At 39.7% G+C, this 24,506-nt stretch carries 24 protein-coding genes; 8 read left to right on the forward strand and 16 right to left on the reverse strand.

What is annotated here, in order from left to right; translation table 11 throughout:
* Positions 1–2 precede the first annotated feature (2 nt).
* Together nrdG and JEP40_RS05200 are read left to right on the forward strand one after the other, a co-directional pair.
* Entirely contained in the window at positions 3–467 is a 465-nt protein-coding gene (gene nrdG, locus JEP40_RS05195; protein ID WP_198622740.1) for an anaerobic ribonucleoside-triphosphate reductase-activating protein, read from the forward strand.
* 161 nt (positions 468–628) lie between these two features.
* Positions 629–991 (forward strand): hypothetical protein, encoded by a 363-nt coding sequence (locus JEP40_RS05200; RefSeq protein ID WP_232799158.1) that lies wholly within the window; start codon positions 629–631, stop codon positions 989–991.
* Positions 992–1,012: 21 nt separating this feature from the next.
* Here JEP40_RS05200 and JEP40_RS05205 read toward each other — a convergent pair whose 3' ends face one another.
* Together JEP40_RS05205 and JEP40_RS05210 are read right to left on the reverse strand one after the other, a co-directional pair.
* A complete protein-coding gene (locus JEP40_RS05205) occupies positions 1,013–1,453 on the reverse strand; it encodes a YhbP family protein (protein ID WP_198622741.1) in 441 nt (146 codons plus the stop codon).
* 114 nt (positions 1,454–1,567) lie between these two features.
* Positions 1,568–1,819 carry a YdgH/BhsA/McbA-like domain containing protein gene (locus JEP40_RS05210; protein ID WP_198622742.1) on the reverse strand — a complete coding sequence of 84 codons (252 nt, stop codon included), beginning with the start codon at positions 1,817–1,819 and terminating at the stop codon, positions 1,568–1,570.
* A 286-nt stretch (positions 1,820–2,105) separates the two neighbouring features.
* Here JEP40_RS05210 and JEP40_RS05215 point away from each other — a divergent pair, with 286 nt between their 5' ends.
* A complete protein-coding gene (locus JEP40_RS05215) occupies positions 2,106–2,396 on the forward strand; it encodes a GIY-YIG nuclease family protein (RefSeq protein ID WP_198622743.1) in 291 nt (96 codons plus the stop codon).
* Positions 2,397–2,411: 15 nt separating this feature from the next.
* Here the strand turns inward: JEP40_RS05215 and JEP40_RS05220 are convergent, their stop codons facing one another.
* Positions 2,412–2,918 carry a GNAT family N-acetyltransferase gene (locus JEP40_RS05220; protein WP_198622744.1) on the reverse strand — a complete coding sequence of 169 codons (507 nt, stop codon included), beginning with the start codon at positions 2,916–2,918 and terminating at the stop codon, positions 2,412–2,414.
* Entirely contained in the window at positions 2,912–3,445 is a 534-nt protein-coding gene (gene ubiT / locus JEP40_RS05225; protein WP_072069553.1) for a ubiquinone anaerobic biosynthesis accessory factor UbiT, read from the reverse strand. Before ubiT ends, JEP40_RS05220 begins: the two co-directional genes overlap by 7 nt.
* Before the next feature lie 216 nt (positions 3,446–3,661).
* On the opposite strand from ubiT, the gene ubiU reads away from it, so the two are divergent.
* Together ubiU and JEP40_RS05235 are read left to right on the forward strand one after the other, a co-directional pair.
* Positions 3,662–4,657, forward strand: a complete 996-nt coding sequence (gene ubiU, locus JEP40_RS05230) for a ubiquinone anaerobic biosynthesis protein UbiU (protein ID WP_198622745.1) — start codon at positions 3,662–3,664, stop codon at positions 4,655–4,657.
* A gap of 13 nt (positions 4,658–4,670) precedes the next feature.
* Positions 4,671–5,549, forward strand: a complete 879-nt coding sequence (locus JEP40_RS05235) for a U32 family peptidase (protein WP_198622746.1) — start codon at positions 4,671–4,673, stop codon at positions 5,547–5,549.
* A 149-nt stretch (positions 5,550–5,698) separates the two neighbouring features.
* Here the strand turns inward: JEP40_RS05235 and JEP40_RS05240 are convergent, their stop codons facing one another.
* From JEP40_RS05240 to JEP40_RS05250, 3 genes are read right to left on the reverse strand one after another with little or no spacing between them, the layout of a single operon-like run.
* Positions 5,699–6,859, reverse strand: a complete 1,161-nt coding sequence (locus JEP40_RS05240; RefSeq protein WP_198622791.1) for an ABC transporter permease — start codon at positions 6,857–6,859, stop codon at positions 5,699–5,701.
* A complete protein-coding gene (locus JEP40_RS05245) occupies positions 6,859–8,004 on the reverse strand; it encodes an ABC transporter permease (RefSeq protein ID WP_036939313.1) in 1,146 nt (381 codons plus the stop codon). Before JEP40_RS05245 ends, JEP40_RS05240 begins: the two co-directional genes overlap by 1 nt.
* A gap of 9 nt (positions 8,005–8,013) precedes the next feature.
* Complete coding sequence (locus tag JEP40_RS05250; protein WP_198622747.1) at positions 8,014–8,985, reverse strand: HlyD family secretion protein; 972 nt, start codon at positions 8,983–8,985, stop codon at positions 8,014–8,016.
* Positions 8,986–9,219: 234 nt separating this feature from the next.
* On the opposite strand from JEP40_RS05250, the gene JEP40_RS05255 reads away from it, so the two are divergent.
* From JEP40_RS05255 to JEP40_RS05265, 3 genes are read left to right on the forward strand one after another with little or no spacing between them, the layout of a single operon-like run.
* Positions 9,220–10,923, forward strand: coding sequence for a sensor histidine kinase (locus JEP40_RS05255; protein WP_198622748.1), 1,704 nt, complete (start codon positions 9,220–9,222; stop codon positions 10,921–10,923).
* A 2-nt stretch (positions 10,924–10,925) separates the two neighbouring features.
* Complete coding sequence (btsR, locus tag JEP40_RS05260; protein WP_036939320.1) at positions 10,926–11,642, forward strand: two-component system response regulator BtsR; 717 nt, start codon at positions 10,926–10,928, stop codon at positions 11,640–11,642.
* A gap of 23 nt (positions 11,643–11,665) precedes the next feature.
* Complete coding sequence (locus tag JEP40_RS05265; RefSeq protein ID WP_198622749.1) at positions 11,666–12,040, forward strand: YjaA family stress response protein; 375 nt, start codon at positions 11,666–11,668, stop codon at positions 12,038–12,040.
* Positions 12,041–12,069: 29 nt separating this feature from the next.
* On the opposite strand, the gene JEP40_RS19045 is transcribed toward JEP40_RS05265, so the two are convergent.
* The 9 genes from JEP40_RS19045 to nusA form a co-directional block, all read right to left on the reverse strand.
* Positions 12,070–12,570 carry a hypothetical protein gene (locus JEP40_RS19045; protein WP_232799159.1) on the reverse strand — a complete coding sequence of 167 codons (501 nt, stop codon included), beginning with the start codon at positions 12,568–12,570 and terminating at the stop codon, positions 12,070–12,072.
* 149 nt (positions 12,571–12,719) lie between these two features.
* Positions 12,720–14,603, reverse strand: coding sequence for a DEAD/DEAH family ATP-dependent RNA helicase (locus tag JEP40_RS05275; RefSeq protein WP_198622750.1), 1,884 nt, complete (start codon positions 14,601–14,603; stop codon positions 12,720–12,722).
* Positions 14,604–14,774: 171 nt separating this feature from the next.
* Positions 14,775–15,662 carry a lipoprotein NlpI gene (gene nlpI, locus JEP40_RS05280; RefSeq protein WP_198622751.1) on the reverse strand — a complete coding sequence of 296 codons (888 nt, stop codon included), beginning with the start codon at positions 15,660–15,662 and terminating at the stop codon, positions 14,775–14,777.
* Positions 15,663–15,774: 112 nt separating this feature from the next.
* Positions 15,775–17,904, reverse strand: coding sequence for a polyribonucleotide nucleotidyltransferase (gene pnp / locus JEP40_RS05285; RefSeq protein ID WP_166540301.1), 2,130 nt, complete (start codon positions 17,902–17,904; stop codon positions 15,775–15,777).
* 253 nt (positions 17,905–18,157) lie between these two features.
* Positions 18,158–18,427, reverse strand: a complete 270-nt coding sequence (gene rpsO / locus JEP40_RS05290) for a 30S ribosomal protein S15 (RefSeq protein ID WP_023583571.1) — start codon at positions 18,425–18,427, stop codon at positions 18,158–18,160.
* 124 nt (positions 18,428–18,551) lie between these two features.
* On the reverse strand, positions 18,552–19,505 hold the full coding sequence (gene truB / locus JEP40_RS05295) for a tRNA pseudouridine(55) synthase TruB (protein ID WP_198622752.1): 954 nt from the start codon (positions 19,503–19,505) through the stop codon (positions 18,552–18,554).
* Positions 19,505–19,906 (reverse strand): 30S ribosome-binding factor RbfA, encoded by a 402-nt coding sequence (rbfA, locus tag JEP40_RS05300; RefSeq protein WP_198622753.1) that lies wholly within the window; start codon positions 19,904–19,906, stop codon positions 19,505–19,507. Before rbfA ends, truB begins: the two co-directional genes overlap by 1 nt.
* 302 nt (positions 19,907–20,208) lie before the next feature.
* Entirely contained in the window at positions 20,209–22,965 is a 2,757-nt protein-coding gene (gene infB, locus JEP40_RS05305) for a translation initiation factor IF-2 (protein WP_198622754.1), read from the reverse strand.
* A 22-nt stretch (positions 22,966–22,987) separates the two neighbouring features.
* The gene (gene nusA / locus JEP40_RS05310; RefSeq protein WP_198622755.1) at positions 22,988–24,496 is read right to left on the reverse strand and encodes a transcription termination factor NusA; all 1,509 of its coding nucleotides are present in this window, start codon (positions 24,494–24,496) and stop codon (positions 22,988–22,990) included.
* Positions 24,497–24,506: the final 10 nt, after the last annotated feature.

Consider the following 24,506-nt stretch of genomic DNA (forward strand, 5'->3'; position numbering starts at 1 on the left):
AAGTGAATTACCATCAATATTACCCTGTTGATGTTGTAAATGGCCCTGGTACTCGTTGCACCCTGTTTGTTTCAGGGTGCATACACCAATGCCGAGGTTGTTATAACAAATCAACGTGGTCATTAACGTCAGGCAAGCCATTTACACAAGAGATGGAAGATCAGATCATTGCTGATCTTCAAGATAGTCGTATTAAACGACAAGGATTATCGCTTTCAGGAGGTGATCCTTTACATCCACAAAACTTATCTACAATTTTGCATCTGGTGAAACGAGTCAAAACTGAATGTCCCGAAAAAGATATTTGGGTTTGGAGCGGTTATTTGCTGGCAGACTTAACCCCAGAACAGCAAGAGGTCGTTAGTTATATTAACGTACTAATTGATGGGAAGTTCGTACAAGAACTTTATGATCCCGCATTACTATGGCGTGGTAGTAGTAACCAAGTAATACATAAATTGAAATAATATCTAGAAGCCCATTTTTATTATGAGATTTTTACTTTCATCATTCTCATTTAATTACCTCCGTTATCAAATGCGAATCATTTTCAAAAATGATAGTCAAAGTGATTAGTTTTGTTTTATTATTAATGCTCTTTACTATTCTTTTTATGATGACATTTGATATGAAAATAACATTTTTCCCTTTTTTTTCAATAATTTTACTTTCTGGTTGTAGCAGTACTTGGGAATCTAAAGGTGCATCAGATTACACATTACAAGAAGCTAAAATGCTTTGTGAACTTGATGCGAATACTCGCTACCCTATTCGCAAAGAAGTGCTACAACGTACCGTTTATCGTGATGTGCAAAAGACGTGTCGCAAAGATGATAAAGACCACTGCGGGGATAAAAAAACCTACACTGAGCGTGTTCCAATGACAGAAAGTTATGTTGAAGACATTAATCAAGAAGACAGAAAAACTTTCTACACCTCTTGTATGTCTTTAAAAGGATGGGAACAAAAAAGTCATTATTTTTGGGAATAATAGATAATTAAAAAAAGAAGCTTAATTACGTTGCCAATAAAGTTTAGTTCCGAATCCCAGCTGATTATTCACCATCTTAATTTCTTGCAATTGTAATTCCCATAAAGGCACATGGATGGCGGCTAATGCGACTGGAAAACGTAAGCAATAATGTTTTCTTGCATTGAAGTCATCTTTACCTGTTAGTAAAGAAACAGCGCCAGTAAATTGGATGCCTTGTAAATTGGACACAACAATTTCTTGTGTGCTAATACTTCCTGCGACTAATAAATTTTCCTGCATCATTTTAGCATGACGAGTTTTCTTTTCAGAAAGGAAAACCAGCCTCATCTGAGTTTCATCGAACCAATAAAAACAATTAGCACACCAAATATCATCTAATGAACATGTTGTACATAAGGTAAACACATGGTTATTACATATATATTGTTTAATTATTTTGATTGAGTCTAGAGAAGACATAATACACCTGTATAGAAACAAAAAGAGACGCTGTTTAGATGATAATTATATCATCAAAACGAGCGTCTTACCGCGTGTCTCTTATTACAGGTTATTTATCGAAAATAGTTAAAATTAACGATAAATTTCAGCATTTACAGTGAGGTAATCTTCACCAGTTGCGCCAACAACTTTAAAGCCTTTTGCCCCTTCATCTTTTGCGATTTGAGCAATTTTAGCTGTTAAGCCATCTAAAGTATCACTGCCTGTGATTGTGATATACTCACCATTAATAGAAGGACTTTTTGATACGCTATCAGATGCGATTGAACCGAATGAAATAGCACTTAAAGCTAATGTTGCAGCGATTAATGTAGATTTTTTCATGATAAGCTCCAATTTAATTCTAATTTTGTTAGGTATCGCGGAGTGTGTCTCTGTGATATGGATCATATTATGCGCTTTAGTTTAACTTTAAAATTAGCAATAATTGCTGTTCATTTTCAAAAAAATTGAATGTTATTCTTTAAATTATAAATTTTACTGTCACAAATATTTCTCAACATATTGATATGCTTAATAGATTTATTTTTTATATGCCTTAAATTACTCACGTTAAAAACTAAGAAATATTATTTATCAAAAGAAAAAGTAGCACGAAAAGGAAAAAATGATGGCTGACACAATATGGTCACTCTATATTGTTAGAAATCGCCTTGGCTCTCTTTATACTGGGATCACAACAAATGTTGAACGCCGTTTTCAACAGCATCAGAATGGAACTGGCGCGAAAGCCTTAAAAGGAAAAGGACCTTTGTTATTAGAATTTCATTGTCAGATAGGCGATAGGCAACGAGCATCTCAGCTTGAATACCAATTAAAGCAGTTAAAAAAAAAGCAAAAAGAAAAGCTGATCACAGACCAGCCTTCAGACATTGCACTGTATTTAATACAGGATAAATAAATTGAGTTAAGCGGATCAACTAAACTGGTCAAACAAAGGTGAGTAGTTGACTAAACCGTGGATCTCATCAATATTGCCATTATCTAACGCATAAAGCTGAAATCTACCTTCTGTATCAGGCCATTTGCAATGCAAACCTTGAGATTTAGCAGGAATAAAACCCGATACTTGATAGTAATTTGGATCTCCCAACACTACGACTGCGCCATACCCAAATTCATTTAGGCTATCTAGCCCTTCATTAATCAATTGGCGTCCAATACCTTGGTTTTGGAACTCTGGTGCAACAGCAAGTGGCGCAAGACCAACCCACTGACAATCTATTCCATCAACATCAACTGGTGTAAAACCGATATAGCCAACTAATTGGCCTTCATCGCTAATAGCCACCATACCTAATGTTAATAGACCTTCTTCACGTAAATGCCCGACTAAATCAGCTTCGGCGCTTGTCGGAAACACTTGGCGTAAAAGACTATCAATAGCAGGAATATCAACGGGAATTTCAACACGTATTAGCATGAAGTTGAGCTCAGTTCATGGCTGTGCATTTTGTCTTCAGTTTCTTCTTGAAGTCCACTTTTTACAAATTCAGCCAGTTGTAATAAACCAAAACGCAACACAGATGGCATTGAGTCTAATTCAATTGCATCCATCAGGTTCTTAACATATAACCCGAGTTCTGTATCACCCTCAATCTGTAGACGGCGTTGGAAAAATAAGGTGTCAGGATCTTCTTTGCGAGCTGCAATTAAAATAAGATCATTAGCATTACCACTAAAGCTGACATCTTCTTTTTCTAAGCGACTAACCACTAATTTATCATCACGAACACTGATAAACCACTGTAAATGTAAGTCTCTTATCTCAACTTTTAACCATTTATCTTCTAAGAAGTGTAAATCACCTTCTGCAAGGGATTCACGAAACTGCCAACTTAAAAACTGTTCTAAAATATCGCGTTGCAAAGCAAATGGGGTAACTTGTAAAGGGTAACGCAAAAAACGAGGCCCCTCTTTTACCAAATGGGTACGAATTTTGTTAAACACGTTCGGACTCCTATAAATAAATTTAGGGGCTATTGTGCCAGAAATGAACAGATATTCTGCGATCCTATATCAATATTCTGTTAATCCATTGTTCACTTTTTGAGTTATTTGATTTTACTTAAGTAAAAAACAAACTTCTCTGCCTTAAATCAAAACCTTTTTTTATCTTGCTCATTACAATTTCCGATCATTCTTAATTTCTAAAGGGAAGTGAAGATGGAATTGCTGTGCCCTGCAGGTAATTTACCTGCCTTAAAAGCAGCCATAGATAATGGTGCGGACGCCGTTTATATCGGCTTAAAAGATGATACGAATGCAAGACATTTTGCAGGTTTAAATTTCACAGAAAAAAAGTTACAAGAAGCAGTTAATTATGTTCATCGCCACCAGCGAAAATTACATATTGCGATAAACACCTTCGCTCACCCTAATGGATTTGAACGCTGGCAAAAGGCCGTTGATATGGCGGCATCTTTGGGTGCTGATGCGCTCATTTTAGCAGATATCGCAATGCTAGAATATGCGGCTGAGCGTTATCCTCATATTGAACGTCATGTTTCTGTACAGGCCTCAGCAACCAATACACAGGCAATTGAGTTTTATCAACGCAATTTTGATGTTGCCCGTATTGTTCTTCCTCGTGTTCTATCTATTCATCAAGTTAAACAATTAGCACAAACTAGCCCAGTACCTTTAGAAGTTTTTGCCTTTGGTAGCTTGTGTATTATGGCTGAAGGTCGATGTTATCTTTCTTCCTATTTAACTGGTGAATCACCCAATACGGTAGGTGCTTGCTCTCCTGCGCGTTTTGTACGCTGGCAACAAACACCACAAGGGATGGAATCTCGCCTTAATGATGTCCTGATAGATCGCTATGCACCTGATGAAAATGCGGGCTACCCAACACTATGTAAGGGGCGCTATTTTGTTGATGACCATTGTTATCATGCATTAGAAGAGCCCACTAGCCTAAATACCCTTTCCCTATTACCTGAATTAATGGCAATGAATATTGCCTCTGTCAAAATTGAAGGTCGCCAGCGTAGCCCTGCTTATGTCACTGAAGTCGCAAGAGTTTGGAGAACAGCAATTGATCAATGTAAGAAAGATCCTCAAGGCTTTAGCACTGATCCTCGTTGGATGAATGCGTTAGGAAAAATTTCAGAAGGAACACAAACAACATTGGGTGCTTATCACCGTAAATGGCAATAATAAGGATAAGAAAATGAAATATGCATTAGGCTCTGTACTTTATTATTGGCAAAAAGCGACACTCGAAGCGTTCTATGAAAAAGCAAAACAATGTGATGCTGATATTATCTATTTAGGCGAAACAGTTTGCAGTAAACGTCGAGAAACTAAACCTCAAGATTGGATTAATCTCGCCAAAGAAGTCGCTAAAAGTGGCAAACAAGTGGTTCTTTCTACTTTGGCGTTATTACAAGCTCCTTCTGAATTGAAAGAAATTGCTAAGCTGGTTGATAACGGCGAGTTTTTAGTTGAAGCTCATGATTTTGGCGTTATCAATATGCTTCATGAGCGTAATCTTCCTTTTGTTGCGGGTCACGGATTAAATTGCTACAACGCTTATGCGCTACGTTTATTGCATAAACAAGGAATGATGCGTTGGTGTATGCCTGTAGAACTTTCTCGTGAGTGGCTAAGTCATCTTCTAAACCAATGTGAAGCATTGGGTATTAAGGATAAATTTGAAGTCGAAGTCTTGGCTTATGGGCATCTTCCTTTAGCTTATTCAGCGCGTTGTTTTACTGCCCGTTCTGAAAATCGCTCTAAAGATGATTGTGAAACTTGTTGCCAAAAATACCCTCAAGGTCGTGAAGTATTATCTCAAGAAAATCAGCAAGTATTTGTGCTCAATGGTATTCAAACACAAAGTGGCTATTGTTATAACTTGGGTAACGATCAAACATCAATGGCAGGTTTAGTGGATATTATCCGTTTATCTCCTGAATCTGACGCTATTTTTGATACCTTGCAACAATTTCGCCAAAATGAACAAGGTCAACAACCACTGACGACAGTTCATCACCATGACTGTAATGGCTATTGGCGTAAGTTAGCTGGATTGGAGTTGGTTGAATAAGGCTTTTTTATCCACTCTATTTTAATCTAATGATAGAGTGGATTTATTCTTCTCAAGGGGGAGTTACATTGTCGTGTTCTAATCAAAACCCTATTAGAGTTAGCAAGTTTTTCATTAAATAAATATTAAGATATTTCTCGAATTATAATCTATTTAGATCCGCGCTGATGTAACCAATGTTTAAATTGGTGCGTAATATGTCTTAACTCACCATTACGTAACATCCCTACCAGCACACCTAATACAGTATAAATCACACCTAAAACCAACATCATCACGATATCACCCAATATACTTTGGAATGATAATCCCATTTGATTTATGCCAGCCATGGCGTTTACAGCCCATGTAGAAGGTAATGCAGATGAAATGGCAAATACCCAATCAGGCATTGCTTGTAGTGGCCAAATCGTGCCAGAAATATAGAACACAGGTGTTGTGACAAATGCCAGTGTCAAATAAATCATCTCAACACTACGCAAGCATTCTGTAATTAATTTACCTAACCCTAAGACTGCTAATAAGAATGGAAATGTCAGCATCCAGACTTGATAAAGTGGAGCCTCTTGGCGATAGCCTAATACCCAAGGCCATAATGCAAAGAATACCGCCGACAAAAATAACCAAATCGGAATAAGTGCAGATAATGCCCCTAAATAAACAGCTAGCGGTGGTTTTCCTTTCGGCGTACTTCTCACTGCAATACTGACACGGACACAAGCAATTAAGAGTGAGTGTTGCAATAACATCACTAATAACCCGGGAAAAATAATCGCTGCAAAGCTTACACCAGGGTTATACATCGCAATGGTTTCACCTTGAATGGGCTTTAACAGGATTTTCGATTGCTCACCACTAAAGCCGGCATTTTGTAAAATACGATCATTGTAAGAATCTAATAACTGTTGATAAGCCAACATCAATTCCTGCTGGATTTGTCCACTAGCAAGACGGTTTGTAGCATCACCAAAAACAGGAACAGTGACATCTTTACCATTGAGTAATTTCTTCTCAAAATCAGTTGGCACAATAATGATGGCAAAAAGCTCACGCATAATCATATCGTGGCGTGCCTCATCTAAATTATCATAATTTTTAATGCTTAATTTAGGTGTCGAGTTTAATGCGCGAATAAGTGAATAACTTGCAGGACTGTGATCTTGATTGATAACAGCGACAGGTAGATCCCATAAAACAGGTTTGGCATAAACCAAACTCATCACACATAAAGAAACAATTAACAACATCCACATAGGTTTTTCTAACATGCCCAGTAGAACGCGTTTAAACGTTTGGAAATACATCTGCATCATGCAACACCTACCTGTAATTCCAATCGTTTAAAAATACGTTTACGAACTAAAAAGGCGATAGCAAAAGGATAAATCAGCAAGAGTGAACAAACATACAAAATACCTTGTAGTGATACTTCTCTTAAGAAGATATCAAACATCGCATTTAAAGCGTGTGTTAATGGTTCTAGATTCGAGATAATTTGTGCAGGTAATATCATTGAAAGCTCAGGTACAGCCATACCTGAAAATGCCAATGCAATACTCACCAACATACCTATCATACTGTATGCAGTGATCGCACTATTGGTAAACGCAAAAAGCAATAACCCCACACTTTGAGCCGCAATAATATAAAAGAATCCCACCAACACCATATATAGCGGATTACCGTTTACCTTTGCCCCGGAAAAATGCACTAATGCCGCTAATTCAACAATTAATAAGGTTAAGAAAAACAGTGTGTAAGGTGTAAGTTTACCAATAAGTGCAAATGTAAAAGGCTTAATATTCAATAGCATATTACCGCGCGACAACGAATAAATTGTACAGGTCACGACAAATAATTGAAGCATATGGATCGTTGCTGCAAATTGCTGATAATAAATATAACTGCCACTGGCATTAAACAAACTATCATAAGAGAGCGTTACTTTTGCTAATGGTGGAACAGGTTTATTCATTTCTTGTGCCAATACAGTACGATATTGCGCATTAAGCTCTGCAATTAATCCACTAAAGTCCTGTATTGCGTAGCTCCCAGCAGCATAATATAACCCGTTGTAATACATACGTGTGGTAGGTTGCTTTCCTGCTAATACGTTGCTTTCAAAATGGCGAGGTATCGTAAGTATCGCGTAATCTTTTGCACTACCGAGTCGTTCCATTGCTGTACGAGGGTTGCCATCTAATGTATTTAATTGCGCATGAGAGCCTGCATTTAAGTCTCTGATCAGTGTTCTCGATAATGGGCTATTATCGTTATTAATCACTGAAACTGGCAAATTCAGCAATGTGCCTTCAGAAAAGTTAGCACTAATTAACGTGAATAACATCAATGGAAATAGCCAGCTTAGCCAGTGAAAAACGGGGCTACGAACGGCCATATGAGTTTCTCGTGAAAATGCGCTACTAAAGCCACGCCAAGCTGCTTTTACTCTCATTATTCGCCCTTATTTATCCCAGCGCCATAACGCACTCATACCAGGACGTAGTCCCTCAATTGGCGTCACAGGATACAGTCGAATTTCAAACGTTTTTAAATCGAAATCACCGGTTGCTCTTGTCGCTCTTTTTGTTGCGTAGTCACCCATTGGGGCGATATAGCGAATTTCTGCTTCAACTTCTTTATTGCCCAGAGCAGGAACCATGATAGTAATGCGATCACCTTTGCGAATATCCGCTAAAATATCTTCGCGAAGGTTATAAACAAAATAGGCATCAGGAATACGAATGAGTGTCGCGAGTGGGCTATTGGCATTAAAAAGCTCACCTATTTCTGCCGGAATAGGCCCAACTTCACCATCAACAGGCGCTTTAACTTGTAAATCGTCTTGTTGGATCTTCAGCTCGATAAGTTGTTGCTCTGCTTGTTGTACCGCAGCCATATATTTATGACGTAATTCAATGCGATCACCATTTTTAGCTTCATCTAATTCTGCTTGGGCAGCTCTTACTCGTTGTGATGCAACATCACGACTACGGCGTGCATTATCCAGTTCGGTTGCTGAGACATAACCTTTATTAGCTACCGCACTAATACGCTGATAATCTCGTGTCGCATTACTGGCATCTACTTTTGTTTGAGATAACACTGCTTCTAAATTACGAATACTCTCTTCTCTTGTGCCATGCAGCGACAAATCTAATTGTGCTTGTGCTTGTGCTTTGGCAGCTTCGAGTGCCGCAACTTGTGCGTTAAGCTCAGGGCTTTCTAATGTGATCATTAATTGCCCGGCTTTGACATCATCACCTCGTTCTATATGGCGCTCAATAACACGACCTTTAGCTTTTGAGGCAACAATCACTTCTGGTGCATCGACTTCCCCTTGCAGTAATAAATATTGATTGTGCGCGCGGAAAAGTATGGCTAATGCAATTAGAATTAGCATTAATAAAATAAGATAAATGGCTCTTTTTTTCATATAACGATTAGACCTTAATAGTGAAGTAGAACACTCACTGACAGAGTTATATTACACAATAACTCAGAATTTCTTTAAGAATTTTGTGCGCCAGATCACTGACGCAAAGGAATATTTTCTTTGAAAATGCGATTAAGTTACTCTTATATCAAACTTTATCACCTAATTAATAGCCCCGTTTTATCTGCACTTTTTATATTAATCAGATAAAAAAGAGAATGGTACTCAATACCTATGTATGAATTTGATCTTATTTTGCTGTTATTACAGCAAATGTGCGTTTATTTAATTATTGCTTGGTTCTTAAGCAAAACACCTCTATTTACGCCACTTTTACAGGTCACGATAAAGCTCCCTCACAAATTGATGTGCTATGTCATTTTCTCTATTTTTTGCATTATGGGTACCTATTTTGGATTGCATATTAATGACTCTATAGCCAATACACGCGCGATTGGATCCGTCTTAGGGGGATTACTCGGTGGCCCATATGTCGGCTTTCTTGTTGGCTTTACAGGAGGATTACATCGTTATTCTCTCGGAGGCATGACTGCACTGAGTTGTATGGTTTCAACTATCGCAGAGGGATTAATTGGTGGATTAGTTCACCGCTATTATGTCAAACGCGGACAAATGCATCGAATTTTTAATCCATGGACTGCGGCTGCAGTGACTTTCTTTGCCGAAATAATACAGATGAGTATTATTTTATTATTAGCCCGCCCTTTTAATGAAGCTCTTGCCTTAGTTAAGGATATTGCAGCACCAATGATTGTTGCAAACACCATTGGTGCTGCAATGTTTATTAGAATATTACAAGATAGGCGGGCAATATTTGAAAAATACACCAGCGCTTTCTCAACACAAGCATTAAAAATTGCCGTTTGCACCGAAGGTATTTTGCGTAAAGGATTTAATCAAGACAATAGCACTCGAGTTGCGAAAGTCATTTATCAAGAATTAAGAGTCAGTGCTGTTGCTATTACTGATAGAGAAAAACTGCTCGCCTTTATTGGTATTGGCGCGGATCACCATTTACCTGGTACACCTATTTCATCAGAACAATCAAAACAGGCAATTAATAATAATGAAGTTGTTTATGCGGACGGTAATGAAACTCCCTACCGTTGCACGCTTTCCCCTCATTGTAAACTCGGCTCCACCTTAGTTATTCCTTTAAGAGGTGAAAATAACCAGGTCATTGGGACAATAAAACTTTATGAAGCTAAAAATCGCCTATTTAGTTCAATCAATCGTACTTTAGGAGAAGGCATCGCAAGTTTATTATCTGCGCAAATTCTGGCCGGGCAATATGAGCGAAATAAGCAATCACTTTTAGAATCAGAGATTAAACTTCTACATGCGCAAGTAAATCCACATTTCCTTTTTAATGCGTTAAATACATTACAAGCAGTTATTCGCCGTGATAGTGAACAAGCAAAACAATTGGTCCAATTTCTTTCTGCGTTCTTTCGTAAGAACTTAAAAAGACCTGAAGCGGTTGTGACATTAAGTGATGAAATCGAACATGTAAATGCCTATTTGCAAATTGAAAAAGCCCGTTTTCAAGATCGCTTACAGATTGATATTCACATTCCAGAAACGTTAGCCAATGCACGTTTACCTGCTTTTTCGCTTCAGCCAATGGTCGAAAATGCAATTAAACATGGAACATCACAGTTATTAGACACCGGAAAGATTACAATTAGAGCGCACCAAGAGCACCATCTGATCATTATTGAAATCTGTGATAATGCGGGGCTTTATCGACCTCAATGTCCTTCTCATGAATTAGGATTAGGCATGAGGCTGGTGGATAAGCGATTAAAATTACGCTATGGCGAACTTTATGGTGTTTTAGTCGAATGCCAAGCTGATGAATATACAAAGGTGAAAATTTGCTTACCTCTAGAAAAAAGCATGGATAACGTTGCATAACAATGAATATATTAATCGTTGATGATGAGCCACTGGCTCGTGAAAATTTACGTTGTTTACTTGAAGTTGAAAAGGATATTCATATTGTTGGTGAATGCAGTAATGCTATTGAAGCCATAGGAGAAATACATCGTAAAAAACCTGATGTTGTTTTCCTTGATATTCAAATGCCTCGCATTACTGGACTTGAAATGGTCACGATGCTTGATCCTGAACATCGCCCTTATATTGTTTTTTTAACTGCATTTGAAGAATATGCGATCCAAGCCTTTGAAGAACATGCTTTTGATTATTTACTCAAACCCTTAGAGCAAGAACGTCTCACAAAAACATTAAACCGTTTACGCCAAGGTAATAAGCAAAATATTGATTTATTAACCCCTCCAGAAGAACGCTTAAAATGCATTCCATGTACCGGACATAGCCGTATTTGGTTAATGCCTATTGATGAAGCCATATTTGCCACATCAAGACTCAGTGGTGTTTATGTCACGAATAATCAAGGCCAAGAAGGTTTTACTGAATTAACACTACGTACATTAGAAACACGCACACAATTAGTTCGTTGCCATCGCCAATATTTAGTAAATATGGATTATGTTAATGAGATTATTTTTGGCGATAATGGCCAAGCTGAATTGATATTACACAATAACAGCCAAATTCCTGTTAGTCGGCGATATCTAAAACCGTTAAAAGAAGCGATTGGATTAAGCTAATTATTTATAAAGGAGAAAATAGGATGGAACCTATTTATATTAAAGTTTATAAAAACCGCATTGAAATTCGTGATATTCACACCCAAAAAGAAGCGTCCGTAGCGCGTAATTTCTCTCATAGTCGAATGTTAATTGGGGATTTCTATCCTGCGGTTGAAGCCATTCATATCGCTCTAAAAGATCACGGTATTAATCCATTCTCTTTATTTTATAAAAAAAGAAATGTGGTTATCCATCCTTTGGAAAAAATAGAAGATGGATTATCAAAAGTGGAGATTCGTTTATTTAACGAAATCATTATAAGTGGATTTAATCGTAAATATAAGAAAATTGTGATCAGTGAAAAACAAACACCTCTTATGGATGTTGAGGTGATTGAGTTAATTAATAAAGTCTAATAATAAAAATAAATTGGGTATTTAAGAAATTATAAATACTGTTTTAAATACTCATTAAAAACGTCCTGATATTGCTCACGATTAAAAATAAGTTGTTTAATAGGGATAATTCCATGTTCATCAAGTTCTAGGGCATCTTCTCTATCTAATCCATCTTCATAAGCAATATTATTCCACTTTACATGATCTTTCGTAATGTCTAACTCACAAGAAATCACAGAGCAATAATCACAACCACAATGGCAACGATATAGTACTAAACGATTATTATCTAATTGAGTATAAATAGGTTTAATACCTAAAAACTGCTCTATTTTGCTACGAATAATTTTATGGCGATCGTAATTAGGAAAACGAACTTTATCCACCACAACAAGGTCTAAATCAAAGTCTGAAAAGCGTAAATCCGTTTGTTTATCAAACCCAAGCCATTCATCAAGCGCTTTGCCATCAATATAAAAATTAAAGTCAGCACGTTGAGTATCATTGTTTTGTTGAATACAGTGTAATTCTAGCCAATTACTTTTCATAAATATGTCTATTTTTTATATTAATAAAAACTCGATATCGTAAATTTTATACCATTAAAATAAGCATAAAAAAACCAGCCAATGTTCATTGACTGGTTTCGATTTTTTTTATCATCAGCTCAATTTAACATTGAGTTGATTGTAGGCTCTTATTGGTTATGAGAGTTACTACGACGACGTGGAGTACTTTCGTTGCTACGACCACGGAAGTTACCGCGTTCGCCACCACGATCGTTACTACGTTCGCCACCACGGTCGTTATTACCACGACGTTGTGGTTGATCACCATTGTTAAAACGACGACCACCTTGTGGCTGACCATCACGACGGCTGTTATTACGACGTTCACGGAAAGGTTGAGATTGAGCATCTCCCACTAATTGCATATTCAGTGGTTTGTTCATGATACGTGTACGTGTAAAGTGACCTAATAAGTCAGTTGGCATACCTTTTGGTAACTCGATAGTTGAGTGAGAACCATACAGTTTGATATTACCAATGTAACGGCTGCTGATATCGCCTTCGTTAGCAATTGCGCCCACGATATGACGAACTTCAACACCATCATCACGACCCACTTCAATACGGTATAAATCCATTTCACCAGCATCACGACGTTCACGGCGAGGAGCACGTTCACGATCGTTATCACCGCGACGACGATCATCACGATCGTTAAACTCACGACGAGGGCGACGAACTGGATCTGGTGGCAGGATAAGCGCACGCTCACCTTGAGCCATTTTCAGTAATACCGCAGCCAGTGTTTCCATATCTAACGCTTCTTCACCTTGTGGAGCTAATTTAGGTAACAGAGCGCGATATTGGTCAAGGTTGCTTGTTTCTAATTGCTGAGCGATTTGCTGTGCAAATTTTTCCTGACGACGTTGACTGATAAGTTCTGCATTTGGCAGTTCTACTTCAGGAATAGTCATCTTCATTGTACGTTCGATATTACGCAGTAAACGGCGTTCACGGTTATCAACGAATAAAATTGCGCGACCAGCACGACCAGCACGGCCAGTACGACCAATACGGTGAACATAAGATTCTGAATCCATTGGGATATCATAGTTCACAACAAGGCTGATACGGTCAACGTCAAGACCACGAGCAGCAACATCAGTCGCGATTAAAATATCTAAACGACCATTTTTCAGACGCTCTAACGTTTGCTCACGCAGTGACTGATTCATGTCACCATTTAATGCCGCACTGTTATAACCATTGCGTTCTAATGCTTCCGCAACTTCTAATGTTGCATTTTTAGTACGAACGAAAATAATAGCTGCATCAAAATCTTCCGCTTCTAAGAAACGAATTAATGCTTCATTTTTACGTGCACCAAATGTCATCCAATAGCTTTGGCTGATATCTGGGCGAGTTGTTACGCTGCTTTGAATACGAACTTCTTTCGGATCATTCATAAAGCGACGTGTAATACGGCGAATAGCTTCTGGCATTGTTGCAGAGAACAGCGCAGTTTGGTGTTCCGCTGGGATCTTACTTAAGATATTTTCAACATCTTCAATAAAGCCCATACGTAACATTTCATCAGCTTCATCTAAAACTAAACCTTTCAGTTTAGATAAATCTAATGTGCCACGATTTAAGTGGTCTAATAAACGACCAGGTGTACCTACAACTACTTGTGGCCCTTGGCGTAATGCACGCAATTGAACGTCATAACGCTGACCACCATACAGTGCAACTACATTTACTTTTGGTAAATGCTTAGAGAAATCTTCGATGGCTTCAGCAACCTGAACAGCAAGCTCACGAGTTGGTGCTAGAACTAAAATTTGTGGTGCTTTTAATGATTCATCGAGATTGTGTAATAACGGCAGGCTAAATGCAGCGGTTTTACCACTACCAGTCTGTGCCATACCTAAAACATCATTACCGTTTAAAAGGAAAGGAATACATTGTTGCTGAATTGGAGAAGGCTTCTCGTAGCCTAAGTCATTCAGTGCAGTCAAAATAGGTGCTGATAAACCTAGATCAGCAAAAGTCATATCGGTTTCAGTAGTCATGTCACTGTGCCTCATTCATTATGGCAGCCAGTTGACATAACATACCGCATGGTTTGTCGGTCTTTATCATCTAAAATGTGAACTGGCTCAAATTATATTATTAAACGAACAAACAAGCCCTCATCCTATACAGATGATGGCTTTCAAACTGATCAGAGAAATGTTCGTCAGCTATTGCTGGTCCGATTCCGCTAGGTCTTCTTGTTGGCCTAACAGTGCTAATTCCAACAATGCGTAGCGGTGCTCAACAAAGTTATGTGCGTTGTTGGCAACCGTCAGCTTGAATAACGCTTCTGCGCTATCCATGTCCCCCAGACTTAGGTAATACTTACCTAAATAGAAGTTAGTTTCACTAAGATGCTCAGCGAGCGAAGTGTTATCGGTTGAGGCTTCATGTAGTTTTGACATTAATGCTTTTTCATTAATGTTGCCTAAATAAAACTCAACTATATTCCATCCCCATTGCCCCGTTTTATCCGCCTGCTGGTATCGCTGTTTCAGCTGTTGTTTAGCCAAATCAGTGTTTATCTCTTTGTCGACAAGATATAACCAGAGCGAACGAATGGGGTCATTTGGATCGACCTGATAAAACGCCTGCAGATCATCCTGCGCCAATTTCAATCGGCCACCGTAGTATAAAGCGATACCACGATTAAAACGCGCATTATTGTAAGTTGGATCAAGCTCTAAAACAGAATCAAACGCTTCATAAGCAGCATCATAGTTCGCTGCTTGCGTAAAATAGATACCTAGAAAATTAAAAATTTCCAGCATATCTGGTCTTATTGATAGCGCCATTGAAAAATCATTGCGCGCTAAAGCTCGTAAACCAAGACTATCATACAGCACACCACGCTCATATAAAAGCTGTGCGTATTCATCTTCGGTTAATGAGCGACTCGCAAGAATTTGTTCTATACGAGCCAATATCACTTCTTGTTGTAAAGAAGGTTGTAATGGAGTGGCGAAAATCGCATTCTGACGCCATTCTGGACTAGTGCTGCATCCGGAAATAAAGATGAAAACAGCAATAGAACAACCGCGCAGAAATGTTTTCATTTCTCACTCCCAAAGTCAGACCTTTCAACAAAAAGCGTTCTGGACGTCCTACTTGTCAATCATAATAAGTCTCTACCGATACCTATGTCTAGATATCGGTAGTAGAATATCATTAATTCGCAGAATCTTCAGAAGAAGTTTCTGTTGCTTCCTGCTGATTAGCTTGAGCTTCTTTCATGCTTAAGCGAATACGGCCTTGACGGTCAATTTCCAGCACTTTAACTGGAACTTCTTGACCCATTTCCAAGTAATCACTCACTTTCTCGACGCGTTTATCTGCGATTTGAGAAATATGAACCAGACCTTCTTTACCACCACCGATAGCAACAAACGCACCGAAATCTACGATACGAGTTACTTTACCGTTGTAGATACGGCCCACTTCAACTTCAGCTGTGATTTCTTCAATACGAGCAATTGCCATTTTAGCTTGCTCATTGCTTGTTGCAGCAATCTTCACAGTACCATCATCTTCGATTTCGATAGTTGTGCCCGTTTCTTCCGTTAATGCACGGATAACTGAACCACCTTTACCGATAACGTCTTTGATTTTGTCTGAATTAATTTTAATAGTATGAATACGCGGTGCGAATTCAGAAATATCAGCACGAGGTTGGCTAATAGCATCTTCCATCACACCTAAAATATGCAGACGTGCGCTTTTTGCTTGGTTTAACGCAACTTGCATGATTTCACGTGTGATACCTTCGATTTTGATATCCATTTGTAATGCGCTGACACCGTTACGGCTACCCGCAACTTTAAAGTCCATATCGCCTAAATGGTCTTCATCACCCAAAATATCTGAAAGAACAACAAAGTTGTCACCTTCTTTTACCAGACCCATTGCAATACCAGCAACAGATTCTTTAATTGGCACACCCGCATCCATCAGTGCTAAAGAAGCACCACATACAGACGCCATTGAAGATGAACCATTTGATTCAGTGATTTCAGAAACCACGCGAACAGTATATGGGAATTCTTCAATAGTCGGCATTACCGCTAACACACCACGTTTTGCTAAACGGCCATGACCAATTTCGCGACGTTTTGGTGAGCCCATCATACCTGTTTCACCAACAGAGTATGGAGGGAAGTTATAATGCAGTAAGAAGGTATCAGTGTGCTCACCCATGATATCATCAATAGTTTGAGCATCACGCGCAGTACCTAATGTCGCAGTCACTAAAGCCTGTGTTTCACCACGTGTAAACAGCGCTGAACCGTGAGTACGTGGTAATAAACCTGTGCGGATATCTAATGCACGTACCATGTCTTTTTCACGACCATCGATACGAGGCTCACCTGCTAATACACGAGCACGAACAATGTTTTTCTCTAAGCTAGAGAATAAATCGTTGATTTCACCTTCATCTAAGGTTTCATCTTCAGCTAATAACGTTGCAACAACTTCATCGCGAATTGCTTCGATTTGTTCATAACGCTCTTGTTTTTCAGTGATACGGTAAGCATCACCAATGCGCGCTTGTGCTAATTCTGCAATACGATCGTGTAAAGTTTGGTTAACGGCTTCAGGTGCCCAATCCCATTTTTCTTTACCGACTTCTGCAACTAATGCATTGATATTTTCAATCACAACTTGTTGTTGATCATGACCAAATACCACTGCACCTAACATTTCTTCTTCTGATAATAAATCAGCTTCTGATTCTACCATCAGTACTGCACCCGCAGTACCTGCAACCACTAAGTCTAATTTACTAACTTTCAGCTCATCAACGGTTGGGTTAAGAACATATTGACCATCAATAAAGCCAACACGAGCACCACCGATAGGACCATTAAATGGAACACCTGATAGTGCTAATACAGCAGAAGCACCAATCATTGCAACGATATCTGGGTTAACTTGTGGATTAACAGAAACAACGGTAGCAACGATTTGGATTTCGTTTAAGAAACCTTCTGGGAATAATGGACGTAAAGGACGGTCGATTAAACGAGCAATTAACGTTTCGCCTTCACCAGGACGACCTTCGCGGCGGAAGAAACTACCTGGGATACGACCAGCAGCGTATGAACGCTCTTGGTAGTTCACTGTTAATGGGAAGAAATCTTGACCAGCTTTAACTTTTTTCTTTGCAACAACAGTAACAAAAACAGCAGTGCCGTCCATGTCAACCATAACAGCAGCTGTTGCTTGACGAGCCATCATACCCGTTTCGATTGAAACGGTATGTTGACCGTATTGAAATTTACGAACTGTAGGATTCAGCAAAATAATATCCTTTATCTTATTGTCGCCAGATGTTTAGCGACGATGAATGATCTTTTCTCCGCTACGTCCCCTCGCGACTAATGAAAATATTGACCACTTATTAGCAATAAATACTTTCATTAGCCGCGCGAATTGTCGTAACTAGAGAGACTAAATAACAATCACCACATTAAAACATAACGACTAATATTAAAAATAGCACTTTCTAGTAGAAAAGGGGCCAACAGGCCCCTTTCCACTGAAACTCACTTGATTAGCGACGCAGACCTAAACGTTCAATCAGTGCAGAGTAACGAGCAACATCTTTACGTTTCAGGTAGTCCAGCAGATTACGACGGCTGGAAACTTTACGCAGCAGACCACGACGGCTGTGGTGATCTTTTTTGTGCTCTGAAAAGTGACCTTGCAGGTGGTTGATTTCTGCAGTCAGCAGTGCAATCTGAACTTCGCTTGAGCCAGTATCGTTAGCATCACGACCAAATTCAGCAACGATTTGTGCTTTCGCTTCAGTACTTAGAGACATAATAAACTCCAATTTAATTAAAATTTTTAGGGCAGCCAATCTCTAATTCAGCTACCCAACTCAGCCACCTAAACAGATAGCCGCATTATTCTACGCTTCAAACACTTTTAGCGCAAGATTGCTATTAAGTGTTATCTTGGCCACTATAATCGACAACAACTCTTTTCGGGGCAACTAACCCTTCTTTAATGATAGCAAGGCCAATAAATTTTTTTTCATCACCTTCCGTTACTCTAACCCATTCACCTTCATTAATCTCATGATTAACACGAACAGGCTGACCTAGTTTTAGATAACTCGCAATGATCGTGGTGAGGTTAATAACAGGGAAATGAGCAACCGCCGTGTCCATTGGCAATAACAGGGCATCAAGCGCCAAGAACGGATCCTCTTGTGCTGTTTGTGCGTTATCTATCAATGTTCTGAGTTGTTCTAATGTAACCATCCGTTCTTTAGGATAATCAGCAACTTCTAATCGGCGTAAGAAAATAACGTGAGCGCCACATTGTAATTTCTCACCAAGATCATCAATGATAGTGCGAATATACGTTCCTTTAGAACAATGAATTTCTAGTTCTAATTCGTCACCTTCCCAGCGAATAAACTGGAGTTCATAAACGGTAATCGGTCTTGCTTCTCGCTCAACTTCTATGCCTTGTCTTGCATATTCATAGAGCGGTTTACCTTGATGCTTTAAAGCAGAATACATTGAAGGAACTTGCAATGTTTCACCTCGGAAGCTCTCTAAGGCATCGTCTAAAGCTTGTTGCGTAAATTGCACTGGGCGCTCTTGAATAACTTCACCATGAGCATCAGAAGTATCTGTTCGTTGACCTAAGCGGGCAATAACACGATAACGCTTATCCGAATCCAATAGAAACTGTGAAAACTTCGTCGCTTCACCTAAACAAATAGGTAGCATACCTGTTGCTAAAGGATCCAATGCCCCCGTATGTCCTGCTTTACTGGCATTAAACATACGGCGGACTTTTTGGAGTGCATCGTTAGAGGAAATATCTTGGGGTTTATCGAGTAGCAATACGCCGTTAATCTCTCGCCCCTTACGACGACGCCCCATTATTCTTCCTCTTTGTGACGACGCTCTTCGTCGTTTTTAACGACATTAGAAACTAAATTAGACATACGCATACCTTCAACTAATGAGTTGTCATAAGCAAATGTCAGTTCAGGCACAATACGTAAACGCATTGCTTTACCTAATAATGAACGAATAAAACCTGCCGCTTCATTCAAAGCCGTTAAGCCATCAGCAACCATCTCTTCTTCGCTTTTTTCACCACCCGATAAGTTTAAAAAGGTGACGAACACTTTGGCATAAGCCAAATCGCGAGAAATTTCAACACCAGATACAGTGGCCATTCCAATACGTGGATCTTTCACTTCACGTTGTAGAATGATGGCGATTTCTTTTTGCATTTCCTGAGAAACACGCTGACTACGGCTAAAATCTCTTGCCATTTTATCTCTCCCTGACAATAGGGTATTGCCCTGATTGTCACTATTAATTCAGATCTAAAATCAATGATATCTAAAGAGTATACATGAAGTGGTATTTAACAACCGCTTTCTCTGATTTCTTTCTTTAGAAATACAATATTTCTTTGTTGCTATTTTACTCTGTTATCTCACTTTCATAAATTACTGAAAGCCAATCTATTTCGGTTATATTGAAAAATGAAGAGGAAAATAAAAGAGAATACAACAAAGAAGGGAATAAGAAGGGAGCCGTTAAGCTCCCTTTTAAAACAAGACGTACTAGATTAATCAATAGAACGTTTAATTTCGATAACTTGGAAGACTTCAATCATGTCGCCAACACGAACATCATTGTAGTTTTTCACACCGATACCACATTCCATGCCGTTACGCACTTCATTGACGTCATCTTTAAAGCGACGCAGTGACTCAAGTTCGCCTTCGTAGATAACCACGTTATCACGTAAAACACGAATTGGGTTATTACGTTTGATGTTACCTTCAACCACCATACAGCCCGCAATCGCGCCGAATTTAGGTGATTTAAACACATCACGGACTTCTGCAAGACCCATGATTTCTTGTTTATATTCAGGTGCCAACATACCGCTCATTGCCAGCTTGATTTCATCAATCAGGCTATAGATAACGGAGTAGTAACGTAAATCAACACTTTCTTGTTCAATAATACGGCGAGCAGATGCATCTGCACGAACGTTGAAACCAAGAATGATTGCGTTAGAAGCAGCCGCTAATGTTGCGTCAGTTTCGGTGATACCACCTACGCCAGAACCGATGATTTTCAGTTTAACTTCATTGGTAGACAGTTTAACTAATGCATCAGTAATTGCTTCACAAGTACCTTGAACGTCTGTTTTCAGAACAATGTTCAGTTCAGAAGTTTTACCTTCTTCCATGTTAGCAAACATGTTTTCCAGTTTAGATTTCTGCTGACGAGCCAGTTTAACATCGCGGAATTTACCTTGACGGTATAATGCAACTTCACGCGCTTTCTTCTCATCACGAACAACTGTCGCTTCATCACCCGCAGAAGGAACGTTAGACAGACCTAAAATCTCAACTGGCATTGATGGGCCAGCAGATTGAACGTCTTGACCTAATTCGTTACGCATTGCACGAATACGCCCGTATTCGAAACCACACAGAACGATATCGCCTTTATTTAGCGTACCTTCACGAACAAGGATAGTTGCCACTGGGCCACGGCCTTTATCGAGGTAAGATTCGATAACAACACCACTTGCCATACCTTCTTTAACTGCTTTCAGTTCAAGAACTTCAGCTTGTAAAAGAATCGCATCCAGCAGTTCGTCAATACCTAAACCTTGTTTTGCAGATACATGCATAAACTGAGTTTCACCACCCCACTCTTCTGGCAGAATGCCATATTGAGACAGTTCAGTTTTAACACGATCAGGATCGGCTTCGTGTTTATCGATTTTGTTCACAGCAACAACAACAGGTACGTTTGCAGCTTTTGCGTGTTGAATTGCTTCGATAGTTTGTGGCATTACACCATCATCTGCCGCAACAACCAGAACGACGATATCTGTTACCTGAGCACCACGAGCACGCATTGATGTAAACGCGGCGTGACCTGGGGTATCTAGGAAGGTGATTTCACCTTTATCTGTTTTAACGTGGTAAGCACCGATATGCTGGGTAATACCACCTGCTTCGCCTGATGCAACTTTTGTTGAACGGATGTAATCCAGTAATGATGTTTTACCGTGGTCAACGTGACCCATGATAGTCACAACAGGTGCGCGAGATACGGCACTTTCTTCACCAGTATCACGATCACTCATGACTTGTTCTTCTAACTCGTTTTCACGACGTAAGATAACTTTATGACCCATTTCTTCAGCAACAAGCTGTGCAGTTTCCTGGTCTAAAACCTGATTAATGGTTGCCATAGCACCCATTTTCATCATAGTTTTGATAACTTCAGACCCTTTTACTGCCATTTTGTTAGCAAGTTCAGCAACAGAAATAGTCTCACCGATAATAACATCACGGTTTACAACAGCTGCTGGCTTATTAAAGCCTTGTTGTAATGAACTACCTTTACGTTTACCTTTCTTGTTAGTACGACCAGCAGCTCGCGCTTCTTCACGATCTGCTTTTTCAGAATGGCGGTTATTTTTCTTAGGACGAGGAGCCTTAGCATTGCGACCACGGCCACGGCCACCTTCAACTTCAGCATCACTTTCATCTTCTGCATCACGAGCATAACGTGATGTTGTTACATGATAGTCTGAGCCTTCAGTTTCTGGTGCTTTAGGTTCAGCAGTCCATTTTTCAGCATTCTCTTCAGCTAAAAGACGTGCTTTTTCTGCTGCAACTCGTGCTTCTTCTTCCGCTTTACGGCGCTGTGTTTCTTCCGTTTTACGCTTGAGTTCAGCCTGTTCAGCATTGCGACGTGCTTTTTCCTGATCTGCTGCTTTATCAGCTTTTGGTTTATCGTTTTGTTTCACTTTATCTTTTTCCGCTGCTTCGCGCTTAGCTAATTCCGCTGCTTCACGTTTTGCTTCTTCAGCTTCACGTTTCGCTTTTTCTTCGGCGTCTTTCTTTGCCTTTTCAGCTTCACGTTTTGCTTTTTCTTCAGCTTCGCGCTGTGCTTTCTCTTGTGCTTCGCGCTGGGCTTTTTCTTCGGCTTCGCGATGCGCCTTTTCTTCCGCTTCACGCTGAGCTTGCTCATCCGCTTGCGCTTTTTCAACGGCGTCACGGTTCACATAAGTGCGTTTTTTGCGGACTTCGATGGCTACTGATTTACTTTTGCCACCTGTACCAGGAACACTTAACGTACTACGTACTTTACGTTGTAACGTTAACTTTTCTGGTTGGTTGGTTGATACGTCTTTATCACGATTCAACCAAGCCAGTAAGGTTTCTTTCTCTTTTTGGGAGACAGGATCAGAGACGGTCTTCTTAATACCGGCATCAGCAAACTGCTGTACCAAACGTTCAACCGGTGTCTGAATCTCTTCTGCCAGTGATTTTACTGTTTCATCTGTCATTCTGTTCCTTCCTGCTCAGTTGTTACGCATCATTCCCAAACCAGCAGATATTACGTGCGGCCATAATGAGTTCGCCTGCGCGCTCACTATTTAAACCTTCAATATCAGTTAGGTCGTCGATACCCTGTTCGGCAAGATCTTCCAGTGTGCAGATACCACGGGCAGCTAGATCAAATGCTAAAGAGCGCTCCAAGCCTTCGAGAGCTAATAAGTCCTCAGCTGGCTGGTTATCGCCTAGGCTTTCTTTTTGAGCCAATTCAATCGTTGTTAGTGCTGCTTTTGCTCTTTCACGTAGAGCTTCAACGGTGTCTTCATCTAATCCGTCAATAGCCAGCAATTCATTGATTGGCACATAAACTAACTCTTCAAGGGTAGAGAAACCTTCTTCAACTAAAACAGTTGCGAAGTCTTCATCAATGTCGAGATGCTTAGTAAATATTTCAATGGCTGCGTTTGCTTCTGCCTGATGTTTTGCATTCAGTTCATCAGCGGTCATGACGTTTAATTCCCACTTGTCATCACCACGATGTTTTTTCAGTAACTGAGCTGCCAGACGTACGTTTTGACCATTACGGCCAATCGCCTGAGCAAGGTTACTGCTTTCAACTGCAACATCCATTGTACATTTGTCTTCATCGACAACAATAGAAGCAACATCTGCCGGAGCCATTGCATTAATCACGAATTGTGCAGGATTATCATCCCACAGAACAATATCAATTCGTTCGCCGCCCAGTTCACTGGAAACGGCTTGTACACGTGCGCCACGCATACCAACACAAGCACCCACAGGGTCAATACGCTTGTCGTTAGTTTTTACTGCGATTTTGGCACGAGAACCTGGATCACGCGCTGCAGCTTTAATTTCAATGATTTCTTCGCCAATTTCTGGCACTTCAATGCGGAAAAGTTCAACCAGCATTTCAGGGCGAGAACGCGTCACGAAAAGTTGTGCACCACGAGTTTCTGTACGTACATCGTATAATACACCGCGTAAACGGTCGCCTGGACGGAAGTTTTCACGCGGTAACATATCTTCGCGTAAAATAACGGCTTCTGCGTTATTTCCTAAGTCTAGGGTGATGTTTTCACGGTTTACTTTCTTCACAACACCCGTGATAATTTCGCCTAATTGTTCGCGGAATTGATCAACAACCATTGCTCTTTCAGCTTCACGTACTTTTTGTACGATAACTTGTTTTGCAGTTTGTGTTGTAATACGGTCGAAAGTAACAGATTCGATCTGATCTTCAATATAGCCACCTAGTTCGATACTAGGATCTTCATATTGAGCAGCTTCAAGTGTAATTTCACGAGTAGGTTGAGTCACTTCATCTACAGCAACCCAACGACGGAATGTATCAAAATCACCGGTTTTACGGTCGATACATACGCGAACATCAATTTCTTGCTCGTATTTTTTCTTAGTTGCTGTCGCTAGTGCGGTTTCCAGTGCTTCAAAAATCTTTTCACGAGGAAGAGATTTTTCGTTAGAGACCGCTTCCACAACAGCCAGAATCTCTTTGTTCATCCTAGTTGCC

The organism is Proteus vulgaris (assembly GCF_016239305.1).
Taxonomy (GTDB): Bacteria; Pseudomonadota; Gammaproteobacteria; order Enterobacterales; family Enterobacteriaceae; genus Proteus; species Proteus vulgaris_C.